We start from the raw sequence: 14,751 nt of genomic DNA, 5'->3' as shown, positions 1-14,751 counted from the left end.
TGCCGGGCGGCCATGGCCGCGCCCGCCATCGATTCGCCCGATGCCCTCTCCCGGCTGATTCCGTCGCGCGTCGCCCGTGGCTTCGTGCTCGCCGTCATCTCCGGAGTCTTCTTCACTTTCCTGAACGGCTCGGTGAAGGAATTGGCGAGCGAGATGCCGCCGCTCTTCGTCGCCTGGGGCCGCTGGGTCGCCGGCATCGCGCTGATCGCACCCTACATGCTGTGGCGCGCCGGACTCGCCGGCATGGGCACGCGGGACCTGAAGCTGCATTGCTTCCGCGGCCTCTTCCACACGACGGGCTACGGTCTGTGGTACGAGGCGGTCGTCTGGCTGCCGCTCGCCACCATCGCCGCCCTCGGCTTCACGGGTCCGATCTTCGTCACGCTGGGCGCCGTGATCTTCCTGCGCGAAACGGTGCACGGCAGGCGCTGGGCCGCCGTCGCCGTCGGCTTCCTCGGCATGCTGGTCATCGTGCGGCCGGGCATGGTCGACGTGAATCCCGGCATGCTGATGATGCTGGCGGCGGTGCCGCTGATCGCCGGCTCCAACCTGGTGGCCAAGGTCGTCGCGGGCCGGGACAGGCCCGAGGTCGTCGTGCTTTGGCAGAGCATCGTCGGCGCCATCTGCTTCACGCCGCTCGGCATCTGGTTCTGGCAGACTCCGACCTGGGCGCAGCTCGGCCTGTTCGTCTCGGCCGGTTTCTTCGGCACCATGGGTTACTTCTTCATCACCTGGGCCTACCGGCTGCTCGACATTTCCGCCCTGCAGCCGATCACCTTCCTGGCCATCGTCTGGGCCGCCTTGATGGACGTCGCCGTCTGGGGCAAGACCTCGGACATCTGGACCTTCGTCGGCGCAGCGATCATCGTGGCCGCTACGAGCTACATCGCTCACCGAGAGGCGAGACTGGGAGGACGCAAGACATGACGGATCGCCTGCTGGGCAAGGTCGCCCTGATCACCGGCGGCGCGTCGGGGCTGGGCGCCAACGCCGCCATGCTGATGGCGCAGGAAGGCGCCAGGGTGATGGTCGCCGACATCGCCGAACCACGCGGCAAGGCCGTGGCCGACAAGCTGGGCGGTGCCGGCCACTTCGTGAAGCTCGATGTCACCAGCGAGGACAATTGGAAGGCCGCGATCGACGAGACCGTCACGAAGTTCGGCGCCCTGCACGTGCTGGTGAACTCGGCCGGCATCGGCCTCAGCAAGACCGTCGAGGAAATCCAGCTCGAGGAGTGGCGCAAGGTGCATGCCATCGACCTCGACGGCGTGTTCCTCGGCTGCAAGCACGGAGTCGCCGAGATCAAGAAGCACACCAGGCGGCTTGGCGGTTCCATCATCAACATCTCGTCGATCTCCGGCATCATCGCCGGCGCCAACATGGCGGCCTACAACTCGGCCAAGGCGGGCGTGCGGCTCTTGAGCAAGTCGGTGGCGCTGCATTGCGCCAAGTCGGGCTACAACATCCGCTGCAACTCGGTGCACCCGACCTTCATCGACACGCCGATCCTCGACAAATACCGCGATCGCTTCGGCAACGACGTGATGCAGCAGAAACTCGGGAAACAGGTACCGATCGGCCGCCTCGGCCGGCCGGAGGAAGTCGGCTGGGCGCTGGTCTTCCTCGCCTCGGACGAATCGAGCTTCATGACCGGCTCGGAAGTCGTGATCGACGGCGGCATCAGCGCCATGTGAAGAGGAGGAAGTCATGCTGCTTTCATTGAACGGCCGTCGCGTCTATTTCGATCTTGCCGGGCCGCAGAACGCGCCGACGGTGTGTTTCACCCATTCGCTGAATTCCGACGGCGGCATGTGGGTCGAGCAGATGGTCCCCTTGCTCGCCGCGGGCTATCGCGTGTTGCGGCTCGACATGCGCGGCCATGGCGGCAGCGCGCCGGTCGCGGGCGACTACACGATGGATCAGCTGGCGGCCGACGTGAAAGGCGCGCTCGACGTGCTCGGCATCCAGAAGGTGCACTTCATCGGGCTCAGCATCGGCGGCATGATCGGCCAGGGCTTCGCCCTCGCCCATCCCGGCTATCTCGCCTCTCTCTGTCTCTGCGATACGCAGCCCAGCACGCCGCCGGGTTCGGCCGGCACCTGGGACGAGCGCAAGAAGGTCGTGCGCGAGAAAGGTCTCGCCGCGCTCGCGGACTCGACCATGCAGCGCTGGTTCACCGACGAATTCAAGCAGGTCAATCCGGTGCGCTGGCGCGAGATCCGCGACACCATCAGCGGCACCACGCCCGAGGGTTCCGCCGGCTGCATGTCGGCGATCCAGAACTTCGACTTCATCGACCGCCTGCCCACCATCAAGGTCCCCACGCTGGTGATCTGCGGCGACCAGGACGAGGGCACCCCGCCGGACCGCAACAAGCTGATCGCTGCGAAGATTCCGGGCGGCCGCTACGAGGAGATCGCCCGCGCCCGCCATCTGCCCAATGTCGAGCGCCCGGATCAGTTCAACCGCATCATGATGCAGTGGCTGGGATCGAACAGGTAGACCATGGATTTCGCCTTTTCCGAGGATCAACTCGCCATCAAGGACAGCGTCGCCAAGCTCTGCGCGCAGTTCGGCGACAAGTACTGGCTGAAGAAGGACAAGGAGGGCGGCTTCCCGAACGACTTCTACAAGGCCATGGCCGACGCGGGGTGGCTCGGCATCGCCATGCCCGAGGAGTATGGCGGCGCGGGCCTCGGCATCACCGAGGCGGCCCTGCTGATGCAGACAGTCGCGGAATCGGGCGCCGCCCTGCAGGGCGCCTCGGCGATCCATCTCAACATCTTCGGCCCCAACCCGATCGTGGTGTTCGGCACCGAGGAGCAGAAGAAGCGCATCCTGCCCGACATCATCAAGGGCAAGATCAAGGGCTGCTTCGCCGTCACCGAGCCCGACGCGGGCCTCAACACCACGGCGCTCGACACCAAGGCCGAGCGCGACGGCAACGGCTACATCGTGCATGGCAAGAAGACCTTCACGACCACGGCCTCGGTCGCCGACAAGATGCTGCTGATCGCGCGCACCACGCCGAAGGAGCAGTGCAAACGGCCGACCGACGGCCTGTCGCTCTTCTACACCGACTTCGACCGCTCCAGGATCGAGGTCACCGAGATCGACAAGATGGGCCGCAAGGCGATCGACACCAACCAGGTCTTCATCGACGGGCTCAAGGTGCCGCTGGAGGACCGCATCGGCGAGGAGGGCAAGGGATTCCACTACCTGCTGCATGGCCTCAATCCCGAGCGTGTCCTGATCGCCGCCGAGGCGATCGGTATCGGCCGCGCCGCGCTCGCCCGCGCCACGCAGTACGCCAAGGAGCGTATCGTGTTCGGACGGCCGATCGGCAAGAACCAGGCGATCCAGCATCCTCTGGCCGAGAGCTGGATGCAGCTCGAGGCGGCCAACCTGCTCGCCTTCAAGGCGGCCTGGCTCTACGACAATGGCAAGGAGTGCGGTGCCGAGGCAAACTCGGCCAAGTACCTCGGCGCCCGCGCCGCCTACGACGCCTGCGAGCGCGCCATCCTGACCCACGGCGGCTACGGCTACGCCAAGGAGTTCCACGTCGAGCGCTTCCTGCGCGAAGTCATGATCGCCAGGATCGCGCCGGTCAGCGAGCAGTTGATCCTCTGCTACGTCGCCGAACGGGTACTGGGCCTGCCCAAGAGCTACTAGCGGGATCGGCGATTCACGGTGCCTGCGGAAAGCACGGCAGATCCCGGAATGTAGGCAACCGTAACGACCGGCAGGGCGTTCCCTTGGCATCATGGGCACGTTCTCGCTCCGCTCCGCCATCAATCCCCATCGCCTGCTGGTGGCGGCGGCGTTGTGCTGCGGCTTCACGCTGGCGATGACGGCGGTCGCGCTTTCCTATTCGCCCGGCCCGGCCCAAGAGAAAGCCGAACGAGAGTGCGCCAAGCATGGGCTCGGGCCGCAGTCGCCGGCATGGGAGCTCTGCCTCGCCCATGTGACGCGCGCCTTCGAATGGGAAGAACGTGCGCTCGCCCAGCAGCTCGCGCGCGCCAGCGGAGACGCCGCCGCGAACTGCCTGGATCTCGGCCTGCCACCGCAAGGCGCGCCTTTCCGCGCCTGTCTCAGCCGCGAAATCGAGGCGCAGAGCCAGCTCCAGGTCCTGGGCGACAGCACGGTCGGCGACAACGTTGCCGAGCACCCCAGCGAACGGCTCAGCCTGCAACAGTAGCGGTCAACTGCAGAGGTCAGCGCGGCACGCGCTCCTCATACGTCCCGTCGATCTCGCGGAACAGATCCCAGAAGGCGCGTGGCGTGCGCCCATTGGCACGCTCGACCAGGATCGCGAGATGGGTGTGCCAGCCACCAAGCACATCGACCTGCTCCCCGCGGCCGGACAGGCGACGGTGCGTCAGCACCAGCAGGACCCTGTCGCCCTTTGGCTCGAGGTCGAACACGACCTCCGACGAGCCCCATAGAAAGGCCAATCGCCGTGGCGGATCGAACGCCGTGACCTCGCCTTCACTGTCGTGCCCCGTGGCATCCATCTCCTTGTAGCGTTCCGGCGGCAGCGCCGCGTGGGGCGACAGTTCCGAATGCTTGAAGCGCAGCTTGACCTTGCCGCCGACCCGCCTCTCCATCGGTCCGGACGCGAACCATTCGCCCCGCTTGCGCGAATCGACCAGGAACTCCCAGACCATCTCGATCGGGCCAGGCAACAGGCGCTCGAAGCGCACCTCGGTGGGCGACAATGTCGCGCCAAACTCGCTCATTTGCGCCTCCTCTTGCCGGCATGACGAAGGAGCGCGCGCTCGAGATCGTCGAGCCGCTGCGCCCAGAAGTGTTCGTAGTAGGCCAGCCAACGATCGGCCTGCGCGAGCGGACCGGCCTCGAGACGGCAATGGTGCGAGCGGCCCTCGATGCGCCGGCTGAGCAGTCCGGCACCTTCGAGCACCTTCACGTGCTTGGCTGCGGCGGCAAACGACATGTCGAACGGCTCGGCCAATTCGCCGACCGTGCGCTCGCCGTTGGCCAACCGGCGGAGCATGGCGCGTCGGGTCGGATCGGACAGGGCCGCGAAGACACGGTCGAGCTGTAATTCAACCATAAAGTTGAATATAGACGGACAATCCAGAATTTCAACCGTCTAGTTTAATGACGGCGCGCAGCAACCATTTCGGCCGTGCGGCGTTCCCCCGCGATGAAACTCGCCGTTGTCGTCCTGGTCCTGCTGCTTGTGGCCCCGCGCGCATGGGCACTGAACGAGGATTCGCAAGGCGAAGCCGCTCGTCTTTGTGTCGAGCAGGGCCTCGAGCGCAGCTCGCCTGGCTTCAGTGCGTGCGTGGCCGACACGGCGCGGGCGCTGGGGAGCGGCAATCCGGCGACGGCCCGACAACAGGCGCGTGCCGCCGTGGACGCCGACCGGGTCTGCCGGTCCTATGGCATCGCTCAGGACACGTTGAACTTCCGCCAATGCCTTGCAAACGAACTCGAACGGGCCGCCGCTCGATAGCTTGCGCAACGGCGGGCTTTGCGGCCTGATCGTCGATCATGACCGCCCTGCCTTCGTCGACCCTTCCCGCCGGCGTGCGCGCCCGGATCGTCACCGACACCAACGGCCTCGACATGCACCTGCTCGAGGCGGGCCATGAAGAGCCCGGACGGCCGGTCGTGCTGCTCCTGCATGGCTTTCCGGAGATCGCCTACAGCTGGCGCAAGGTGATGCCGGCGCTGGCCGCGGCCGGATACCGTGTGCTGGCGCCGGACCAGCGCGGCTACGGCCGCACGACCGGCTGGGATCCCGACTACGACGGCGACCTTGCCTCCTACCGATTCCTCAACCTGGTGCGCGATGTGATGTGCCTGCTGAAGGCTCTCGATGTCGCCCAAGTCGCGGCCGTGGTCGGGCACGATTTCGGTGCCACCGTCGCGGGATACGCAGCCTTGCTGCGTCCCGACATCTTCCGCTCGCTCGTGTTGATGAGCGCGCCTTTTGCGGGAGCGCCACCACTCGCGGCCAGTCCGAGGGGCGGAGACATCCATGCCGCACTGGCGGCCCTGCCGCGGCCGCGCAAACACTATCAATGGTACTACTCCACGCGCGAGGCGAACGCGAACATGTGGCGTGCACCGCAAGGCGTGCACGACTTCCTGCGTGCCTACTACCACCACAAGAGCGCCGACTGGAAAGCCAACACACCCTTTCCGTTGAAGGGCTGGACGGCTGATGAGTTGGCGAAGATGCCCACCTACTACATCATGGATCTGGCGGAAGGCATGGCCGAGACGGTGGCCAGGGAAATGCCAAGCCGGGCGGAGATCGCAAACAACAAGTGGCTCCCCGACTCGGAGCTGCGCATCTACAGCGAGGAGTACGACCGCACCGGCTTCCAGGGCGGCTTGCAATGGTATCGCATCCGCACCTCCGGGCTGTTCGATGCCGAGCTCGAGTTGCTGTCGGGTCGCACGATCGACCAGCCCGCCACCTTCATGGCCGGTGCCAGTGACTGGGGCATACACCAGTCACCCGGCGCGATCGAGCGCATGGCGAACCAGACCTGCACCCGCATGACGGGCGTTCATCTCATCGACGGCGCCGGCCATTGGGTCCAGCAGGAACGGCCCGACGAGGTGAACCGGCTGTTGCTCGCATTCCTGGGCGCGGTCGCCTAGGCGCGGACCCGTCGATCGTCCTTGGCGACCAAGTCGCGGACCTGACGCTCGACAACCCCGGCAAAAGCCGCGTCATTGATGTGATGAGGCACCCGGATCAACCGATGGGTCTCGCTCGCGGCGAAGTGCCTCTCGAAGGCCTCGAAGAGCGCCGTATTGGCCGCGGGATCGTGGAATTTCTGACCCGGCGCGTCCAGCATCGAGACGCCGCCCTCGGGAAGGAGCAGCCGTACCGGCCCCTTCGAGGCATTGAGCTTCGCCGAGATCCACGCCGCGATCGCTCGCAGCTCCGTCGCCGTCGTACGCATCAGCGTTATGTTCGCGTTGTGTGAATGCAGCAGGCGCCCACGGTATCGCTCCGGCACCGTATCGACCGAGCCGAAGTTCACCATGTCCAGCGCCCCACAGGAGCCGACCCATGGAATGCCGGTTCTCGCCACGACATCGAAGCGTTCCGGGCCCGCCGTGCAGATGCCGCCGCACAGATGGTCCGCCGCCTCGGTCGTCGTCAGGTCGACCATGCCCTGGAGCAGCCCGGCGGCGACCATCGCCTCGAATGCGCGGCCGCCGGAGCCGTTGGCATGGAACACCTGACACTCGTAGTCGGCCGAAAGCCGTGCCGTGAGCTGCTGGATGCACGGCGTGGTGACGCCGAACATGCTGAAGCCGAGCGCCGGGCGGGCGTCGGGAACCGCCGGGACCCGGCGCGTCATCATGCCGGCCAGGGCATGCGCGGCGTTGGCCAGGATGACGCGGGAAAGCCGGTTGAGGCCGGCGATGTCCGTCACCGGAAACATCATCGTCACGTCGTGGACGCCGACGAACGGGCCGACGTCGCCCGCCGCCATTGTCGAGACCAGCATCTTCGGCACGCCGATCGGCAACGATCGCATCGACGGCGCAATGATCGTCGTTCCACCCGACCCACCGAGCCCGAGCATGCCGCCGACATCGTCACGCGACCCGATGAACGCCTTCAACGCCAACGTCATCGCACTCACTGCAATGCCGCGATCTCCCGTGCCGAGCACGGCGCGTGCGCCTTCCGGATGGAACCCGGCCACCGTGGCCGAGGAAATATCGGCATCGTCGGCCGACACCCGCGTGCCAACATCCACCGTGACGACGCGTAGCCCGGCGACGCGCAAGAGGTCGGCGACGTATCGCAGCTCCTCCGCCTTCGTATCGTAGGTCCCGACGACATAGGCGGCGCTCGACATGGCCCGACCCTGACTAGGCGCGCCCGCCAGCTCGGGCCACCTTGACGGCGCCCTCGAAGGCGAGACGGAAAGTGTCGCTGACCGTCTGATGCACGCTCGCGGCATCGCCATCGGCCACGTCGTATTCCGCCCACCACTCGCCGAAGGTCCTGTTGCCCTCGGTGACAGGCTTCAACCTCATCTCGGCGACATAGTTCTTCACCGGCAAGGTGGCCTCGAGAATGCGATAGGCACAAACGTGCTCCCTATCGGACAGCGTGAGCAACTCCTCGCGGATGTGACCGCCTTCGTGCGTGTGGAAATTGCGCACGCAGCCCACCTGATCGGAGGGCTTGCCGCCCTCGATCTCGCTCTTCGAGAAGAACGGGTGGTAGACCGGAAGTGCGTTGAAGTCGCGAAGGACCGCCCAGGCCTGCCCTAGGGGAATGTCCATCACGGCGCTTATGTAGACGCGTGCCATCACCTCTTCCCTCCCTGGCTTCGTGTCGATGTCAGGCTCTTGAATGCCCTGATTTGCTGGACGATTGCGGTTTCCACCGGCAGGCGCTCGACGCTGCTGGCTCCGTAGAAACCGTTGCAGTGCTCGCTGTTTTGCAGCACGTAGTCGACGTCGTCGGGCGACGAGATCGGCCCGCCATGCGCGATGATGATGACATCCTTGCGCACGCGACGTGCCGCCTCCGCCCACTCGTCGATCAGGCGCACCGACTCATCGAGCGACTTCGCGGTGCTGGCGCCGATCGTACCGCCGACGGTCACGCCCATATGAGGCACGACCAGGTCCGCGCCGGCCAGGGCCATCTCCCTCGCTTCGTCGGCCGAGAACACGTAAGGCGTCGTCAACAGGTCGAGCTCGTGGGCCTGCCGGATCATGTCGATCTCGCTCGCGAAGTTGATGCCGGTTTCCTCGAGGCTCACGCGGAACGTGCCGTCGATGATGCCGATGGTGGGAAAGTTCTGAACCCCGGAGAAGCCGAGTTCCTTCAGCTCGCGCAGCAACTTCGGCATGATGACGAATGGATCGGTGCCGTTGACGCCGGCGATGACGGGGGTCTTCTTGCACACCGGCAGCACCTCCAGTGCCATCTCCTTCACGATGTCGTTGGCATTGCCGTACGCGAGCAGACCGGCGGAGGAGGCTCGCCCCGCCATGCGATACCGCCCGGAGTTGTAGACGACGATGAGGTCGATGCCACCGGCCTCTTCGCACTTCGCGGAGATGCCAGTACCGGCGCCACCGCCGACGATCGGCTCGCCCCGGCGGATCATGTCCTGGAACCGCTCGACAATGACCTTGCGTTCAAATCTTGGCATCGATGCCTTCCTTGGGACTGGCGTGCGCTACGCGACGCTGTGACAGAAATTCCGCTAGCTCCCCGACGACACCGCGGCGGAACATGAGCACGCAAGCAATGAAGATCAGGCCGACCGCGATCGTTACCCAGGCGCCCAGAGCGTCCAGATAGTGATGCAGGGCCGAGACGAGGACGGCACCCAATGCCGGCCCGAACACGGAGCTCATGCCGCCGAGCAGCGTCATCAGGATGACGTCGCCGGACATGTGCCAGTGCACGTCGGTAAGCGCGGCAAGCTGAAAGACGATGCACTTGAGCGAACCGGCCAGGCCGGACAGTGCCGCCGAGAGAGCAAAGACCATGATCTTGTAGCGATCGACCGCATAGCCCAGCGACCGCGCCCGAGGTTCGTGTTCGCGGATGGCGCGCAACACCTCGCCGAACGGCGAATTGACGATCCGGTTGACCAGCCACAGGCCGCCGCCTGCACAGGCGAGGACGAGAAAGTAGAGATTGAAGTCGTCGCGCAGGTCGACGAGGCCGAACAACCGGCCGCGCGGTATCGGCTGCATGCCGTCCTCGGCGCCGGTGAACGGCGCCTGCAGGAAGGTGAAATAGACGAGCTGAGCCAGCGCCAGGGTGATCATCGCAAGGTATATGCCCTGCCGTCGGATCGCGAGCGCTCCAAACACGGCGCCCAGAGCGCCGGCGAGAAGCATGCCGGCGGCGATGCCGATCTCCGGCGTCAACCCCATGTCGCGGACGGCGTAGCCGGTGGCGTAGGCAGCCGACCCGAAGAACGCCGCGTGGCCGAACGAGACGATCCCGGTGTGACCGAGCAGGAGGTTGAAGGCGCAGGCGAACAGCGCGAAGCACAGCACCTTCATCACGAACACGGGGTAGACGAGGTGGGGAACGAACGGCACGGCGAGCAAGGCCGCGACGATGGCGGCGACCAGCCAGCCGCGCTTCGCATCCCACACGGTCACGTCTCCTCGCGACCGAACAGGCCGGCCGGGCGCACCAGCAGCACCAGCGCCATGACCAGGAACACCACGGTCGTCGACCCTTCCGAGTAGAAGACCTTGGTCAGGCCCTCGACGATACCGAGGCCGAGTCCCGTGATTGCCGATCCGAGGAGCGAGCCCAGCCCGCCGATCACGACGATCGCGAAGACCACGATGACGAGGTCCGAACCCATGGACGGGTTGACGTGCTGGATCGGCGCGGCGAGTACCCCTGCGAATCCGGCGAGCGCCACGCCGGCACCGTAGGTCAGGGTCAGCAGGATCGGCACGTTGATGCCGAAGGCCTGGGTCAGCTCAGACTTCTCCGTTGCTGCACGCAGATGGGCGCCGATGCGCGTCTTCTCGATGACGATCCAGGTCACCGCACAGGCGACGACGGCGATCGCAATGACGAATGCCCGGTAGATCGGCAGGACCATGAAGCCGAGGTTCCATGCGCCGCGCAATTCGGGCGGCGTGGGATATGCCTGGCCGGAGGACCCGAAGGCGACGCGGAATCCGCCCTCGAGGACCAGAACGAGGCCGAATGTCAGGAGAAGACCGTAGAGTGGATCGAGCCGGTAGATGCGCCGCAGTGCGAAGCGCTCGAACAGGATGCCGAGGATGCCGACAACGAGAGGGGCGATGACGAGCGCCGGCCAATAGCCGATGCCGAGATAGCGGCCGGCCATGAAGGCCACGAAGGCCCCCGCCATGAAAAACGCGCCGTGCGCGAAGTTCACGATGCGCAGCAGCCCGAAGATGATCGCGAGGCCGAGACTCAGAACGGCGTAGAACGAGCCGTTGACCAGGCCGAGCATGATCTGGCCGAGCAATGCCTGAAGCGGAACGCCGAAGATTTCCATCGACCCTGATGAACCCCGCCCCACCTGACTAGCAAAGTCGAGGGCGTGGCCGCCACCGTGGCCGGCACGCCCTCGCCTCCGCCGTCAGTTCTTCGGAACCAGATAGCACTTGCTCTCGGACAGGGGCTGGAAGGCTTGCGCCGCGGGAATCGTCGACACGGGCTTCAGGTAGTCCCACGGCTTCTTGGATTCGGCGGGGGTCTTCACCTGCCAGAGGTACATGTCATGGACGAAGCGGCCGTCGACGCGCACCTTGCCTTCCTTGGTGAACATGTCGCTTACGGTCATCTCCCGCATCTTGGCCGAGACCTTGTCGGGATCGTCCGTGCCGGCCGCCTTGACCGCGTTCAGGTAGAACATGGTCGACGAATAGTCCGCGGCCTGGGCCATGTTCGGCATCTTGCCGACGCGATCGAAGAAGCGCTGCGCGAACTTGCGCGTCTCGTCGTTCATGTCCCAGTACCAGGCATTGGTCAGCATCAGGCCCTGTGCCGCCGGAAGGCCGAGTGCATGAACGTCCTCGATCCACAGCAGCAGTGCCGCCAGCTTCTGGTTCTTCGTCGCGCCGAACTCGGCCGCCGCGCGGATGGCGTTGACCGCATCGGCACCCGTCGAGGCGATGCCGATGATCTCGGCCTTGGAGGCCTGAGCCTGAAGGATGTACGAGGAGAAGTCGGTCGTGCCGAGCGGATGACGCGCGGCGCCGACCACCCGCCCCTTGTTGTCCCGCACCACATTGGACACCTGCTGCTCGAGGCCGATGCCGAAGGCGAAGTCGACGGTCAGGAAGAACCAGGTCTTGCCGCCCGCATCCACGACCGCCTTGCCGGTGCCGTGCGCCAACGAATAGGCGTCGTAGGCGTAATGGATCGCGTAGGGCGAGCACAGTTCGTTGGTGATGCCCATGTTCGAGGCGCCATTGACGATGATGTGCCGCTTCTTCTCCTTGGCCACGGCGGCAACCGCGCGGGCAACGCCGGAGTTCGCCAGATCGTTGATCATGTCGACACCACCGGTGTCGAACCATTCGCGCGCCTTGGCGGCACCGACGTCCGCCTTGTTGAGGTGATCGGCAAAGACGACGTCGATCTTCTTGCCGTGAACGGTGCCGCCGAAATCCTCGACCGCCATCTTCACGGCTTCGACGGCACCCTTGCCGGAGAGGTCGCTGTAGATGCCCGACATGTCGGCAAGCACGCCGATGCGCACGACATCGCCCGATATCTGAGCCGATGCCCCGGTGGCACCGAAGGCCAGGGAAAAGGCGGCCGCTACAGAAATTCCGAATGCTTTCGTCATATGCTCCTCCCGCAAAGAGCCTGTGTCGGCTATTATTGATTTCCACACTACCCGAGCGCCGAAGGACCTATCCATGGCTGTCTCGCACGCGGAACTATCCGAAACCCACATCGTCGGGCGAAGCACGCACCAGATCGTCATACGCGCCGAGGATTGCAGCGCGCTGGCCAAGCGACAGATCTCGCATGTCGGCGTCGGCGATGCCGCCGTTCCCTACCGCATCGTCCGAACGCATCTCAGCGGCACCTACGTGCATGCGAGCCTGGGCGGCGAGGGACGAATCCTTCTCGATGGTCGTTGGCGCCCGCATCGCGCCGGCATGGTGTCCCTGGCGCCGGCTCACGTTCTGCATGCCTTTCACGCCATACCGTCACGGCGCTGGCAGTACTGCTGGGTGCGCTACATGCCTCTCTCGCCACGTTCGGCAATCGGCTTCATCGCCCCGGTGATGGCGCGCTTCGACGGCGAGCCGCTGCGACACGCCATCCTCGGACTGCATCGCGAGGTGCAAGCGCAAGGCAACTCGGGGTCGGCAACGCTTTGGATCGACTTGATCGAGCACTACATCTCGCGCTTTGCCGAACCGCTGCAGCGTGAGGGGCGGCTTCGCGTCGTGTGGGAGGAGGTCCAGACCGACCTGGCGCGGCCGTGGACTGCGGCTTCACTTGCGCGACTCGCCGGAATCAGCGGCGAGCATCTGCGACGGCTCTGCCAGGCCAGCCTGGGCCGCAGCCCGATGCAGCAACTGACCTACCTGCGCGTCCAACACGCCGCGCACCGGCTGGCGACGACCGACGCGAAGATCGAGGACGTCGCGCAACAGGTCGGCTACCAGAACCCATTCGCGTTCTCCAATGCGTTCAAGCGCATGACGGGGTTCCGGCCCTCACGCTTCCAGGTCCGCAAAACGACGGTGCGGTAGTCAGACGCCCAGAAGCCCGGTCACGCGATCGAATTCGGACTTCAGCCGCGCGTTGTCCAAAGCCTCGACGACGCGGCCGCGCTCCATGACGTAGTGGCGGTCGGCGATCGTCGTTGCGAAGCGGACGTTCTGTTCGACCATGAGGATGGTCAACCCGTCGCGCTTCAGCCGCCGGATGATCTCTCCGATCTGCTCAACCACGACCGGCGCCAGGCCCTCCGTCGGCTCGTCCAACAGCAGCAGCGGCGCTCCTGTGCGGAGGATCCGCCCGATGGCGAGCATCTGCTGCTCTCCGCCTGAGAGCTTGGTCCCCGGGCTGCGGAGACGCTCGCGCAAGTTCGGAAACAGGTCGAGAACGCTTTCCATGCTCAAGCCGCCGGGCCGCACCTTGGGCGGAAGCTGCAGGTTCTCGGCGACGTCGAGCGTGGCATAGACGCCCCGATCCTCGGGACAGTAGGCGATACCGAGGCGAGCGACTTCATGCGGCTCGATGCCAACGGTCTCGGCTCCCTCGAACCGTATCGACCCGGTCCGCTGCGGCACCAACCCCATGATCGACTTCAACGTAGTCGACTTCCCGGCGCCATTGCGACCGATCAACGTGACCAGCTCCCCGGCATCGACCGACAGGTCCACGCCATGAAGGACATGGCTCTGGCCGTACCAGGCATGAAGGTTCCGGATATCGAGGATCGTGTCAGGCATGGCCGCCGCCTCCAATGTAGGCCGCGATCACGCGCGCGTCCTTCGACACCGTGGCATAGTCGCCCTGGGCGAGAACTTCACCGCGGGAAAGCACGGTGATCTCGTCGCACAGATCGGCGACGACACCGAGGTTGTGCTCGACCATGAGCACGGTGCGCCCCTGCGCAACCTCCCGGATCAGCCTCGTGACACGGCCGACGTCCTCATGGCCCATGCCCGCCGTGGGCTCATCGAGCAGCATGACCTCCGGATCGAGCGCCAACGTCGTGGCGAGTTCCAGCGCCCGCTTGCGGCCGTAGGGCAGCTCCGACGCCCTGCTTTCGGCCACTTCGGACAGACCAACCGAGTCGATCAGTTCCAGCGCGCGCGCGTCGAGACCGCGCAACACCGCCTTGTGGCGCCAGAAATCATAGGACGAGCCCCGGCGCCGCTGCACGGCCAGCCGAACGTTCTCGAGTACGGTCAAATTCAGAAAAACCGCGGAAATCTGGAACGATCGCACCATTCCGAGGCGAGCCACCGCATCGGGCTTGAGGGTCGTGATGTCGTTGCCGTTCAATCGAATCGTCCCGGCCGAGGGCTCGAGGAACTTGGTCAACAAGTTGAAGCACGTCGTCTTTCCGGCGCCGTTCGGCCCGATGAGAGCATGGATCGAGCCGCGACGGAGAGACAACGAGACGTTCGAGACCGCGGCGAATCCGCTGAAATGCTTGGTCAGACCTTCGGCTTCGAGGATGTTGTCGGCCACGCTTCCTCCGCTTGTGGGCGCCGGCGAAGCTCGCCGACTCCCAAGACGTC

At 65.5% G+C, this 14,751-nt stretch carries 18 protein-coding genes; 8 read left to right on the top strand and 10 right to left on the bottom strand.

Features of this window, described 5'->3' with window-relative positions; genetic code table 11:
• The first annotated feature begins 12 nt into the window (after positions 1–12).
• From KIT25_06230 to KIT25_06210, 5 genes are all read left to right on the top strand, one after another.
• On the top strand, positions 13–927 hold the full coding sequence (locus tag KIT25_06230) for a DMT family transporter (protein UYN96526.1): 915 nt from the start codon (positions 13–15) through the stop codon (positions 925–927).
• Positions 924–1,694 carry a glucose 1-dehydrogenase gene (locus KIT25_06225; GenBank protein UYN96525.1) on the top strand — a complete coding sequence of 257 codons (771 nt, stop codon included), beginning with the start codon at positions 924–926 and terminating at the stop codon, positions 1,692–1,694. Before KIT25_06230 ends, KIT25_06225 begins: the two co-directional genes overlap by 4 nt.
• Positions 1,695–1,707: 13 nt before the next feature.
• On the top strand, positions 1,708–2,502 hold the full coding sequence (gene pcaD / locus KIT25_06220) for a 3-oxoadipate enol-lactonase (GenBank protein UYN96524.1): 795 nt from the start codon (positions 1,708–1,710) through the stop codon (positions 2,500–2,502).
• Positions 2,503–2,505: 3 nt separating this feature from the next.
• Entirely contained in the window at positions 2,506–3,672 is a 1,167-nt protein-coding gene (locus KIT25_06215) for an acyl-CoA/acyl-ACP dehydrogenase (protein ID UYN96523.1), read from the top strand.
• A gap of 91 nt (positions 3,673–3,763) precedes the next feature.
• On the top strand, positions 3,764–4,198 hold the full coding sequence (locus KIT25_06210; GenBank protein ID UYN96522.1) for a hypothetical protein: 435 nt from the start codon (positions 3,764–3,766) through the stop codon (positions 4,196–4,198).
• A gap of 16 nt (positions 4,199–4,214) precedes the next feature.
• Here the strand turns inward: KIT25_06210 and KIT25_06205 are convergent, their stop codons facing one another.
• Positions 4,215–4,739 (bottom strand): SRPBCC family protein, encoded by a 525-nt coding sequence (locus KIT25_06205; GenBank protein ID UYN96521.1) that lies wholly within the window; start codon positions 4,737–4,739, stop codon positions 4,215–4,217.
• Complete coding sequence (locus KIT25_06200) at positions 4,736–5,074, bottom strand: winged helix-turn-helix transcriptional regulator (protein ID UYN96520.1); 339 nt, start codon at positions 5,072–5,074, stop codon at positions 4,736–4,738. The genes KIT25_06205 and KIT25_06200 overlap by 4 nt, the downstream gene beginning before the upstream one ends.
• 93 nt (positions 5,075–5,167) lie before the next feature.
• On the opposite strand from KIT25_06200, the gene KIT25_06195 reads away from it, so the two are divergent.
• Both KIT25_06195 and KIT25_06190 read left to right on the top strand, forming a co-directional pair.
• Positions 5,168–5,479, top strand: coding sequence for a hypothetical protein (locus KIT25_06195; protein UYN96519.1), 312 nt, complete (start codon positions 5,168–5,170; stop codon positions 5,477–5,479).
• 38 nt (positions 5,480–5,517) lie between these two features.
• Entirely contained in the window at positions 5,518–6,639 is a 1,122-nt protein-coding gene (locus KIT25_06190; GenBank protein UYN96518.1) for an alpha/beta hydrolase, read from the top strand.
• On the opposite strand, the gene KIT25_06185 is transcribed toward KIT25_06190, so the two are convergent.
• From KIT25_06185 to KIT25_06160, 6 genes are all read right to left on the bottom strand, one after another.
• A complete protein-coding gene (locus KIT25_06185) occupies positions 6,636–7,859 on the bottom strand; it encodes a Tm-1-like ATP-binding domain-containing protein (GenBank protein ID UYN96517.1) in 1,224 nt (407 codons plus the stop codon). The genes KIT25_06190 and KIT25_06185 overlap by 4 nt on opposite strands.
• Before the next feature lie 13 nt (positions 7,860–7,872).
• On the bottom strand, positions 7,873–8,319 hold the full coding sequence (locus KIT25_06180) for an SRPBCC family protein (GenBank protein ID UYN96516.1): 447 nt from the start codon (positions 8,317–8,319) through the stop codon (positions 7,873–7,875).
• Positions 8,319–9,173 carry a phosphoenolpyruvate hydrolase family protein gene (locus KIT25_06175; GenBank protein ID UYN96515.1) on the bottom strand — a complete coding sequence of 285 codons (855 nt, stop codon included), beginning with the start codon at positions 9,171–9,173 and terminating at the stop codon, positions 8,319–8,321. Before KIT25_06175 ends, KIT25_06180 begins: the two co-directional genes overlap by 1 nt.
• Positions 9,160–10,041 carry a branched-chain amino acid ABC transporter permease gene (locus KIT25_06170; GenBank protein UYN97846.1) on the bottom strand — a complete coding sequence of 294 codons (882 nt, stop codon included), beginning with the start codon at positions 10,039–10,041 and terminating at the stop codon, positions 9,160–9,162. Before KIT25_06170 ends, KIT25_06175 begins: the two co-directional genes overlap by 14 nt.
• 98 nt (positions 10,042–10,139) lie before the next feature.
• Positions 10,140–11,027 (bottom strand): branched-chain amino acid ABC transporter permease, encoded by an 888-nt coding sequence (locus KIT25_06165; GenBank protein UYN96514.1) that lies wholly within the window; start codon positions 11,025–11,027, stop codon positions 10,140–10,142.
• Between the two features lie 84 nt (positions 11,028–11,111).
• Entirely contained in the window at positions 11,112–12,326 is a 1,215-nt protein-coding gene (locus tag KIT25_06160; GenBank protein UYN97845.1) for an ABC transporter substrate-binding protein, read from the bottom strand.
• Positions 12,327–12,489: 163 nt separating this feature from the next.
• Between KIT25_06160 and KIT25_06155 the strand changes: the two genes are divergently transcribed.
• On the top strand, positions 12,490–13,248 hold the full coding sequence (locus KIT25_06155; GenBank protein ID UYN97844.1) for an AraC family transcriptional regulator: 759 nt from the start codon (positions 12,490–12,492) through the stop codon (positions 13,246–13,248).
• Here the strand turns inward: KIT25_06155 and KIT25_06150 are convergent, their stop codons facing one another.
• Together KIT25_06150 and KIT25_06145 are read right to left on the bottom strand one after the other, a co-directional pair.
• Entirely contained in the window at positions 13,249–13,953 is a 705-nt protein-coding gene (locus tag KIT25_06150) for an ABC transporter ATP-binding protein (protein UYN96513.1), read from the bottom strand.
• The gene (locus tag KIT25_06145) at positions 13,946–14,701 is read right to left on the bottom strand and encodes an ABC transporter ATP-binding protein (protein UYN96512.1); all 756 of its coding nucleotides are present in this window, start codon (positions 14,699–14,701) and stop codon (positions 13,946–13,948) included. The genes KIT25_06150 and KIT25_06145 overlap by 8 nt, the downstream gene beginning before the upstream one ends.
• Positions 14,702–14,751 lie beyond the last annotated feature (50 nt).

Source organism: Enhydrobacter sp., from assembly GCA_025808875.1.
GTDB lineage: Bacteria > Pseudomonadota > Alphaproteobacteria > Reyranellales > Reyranellaceae > Reyranella.
This window is presented reverse-complemented; position numbering and strand designations above follow the sequence as displayed.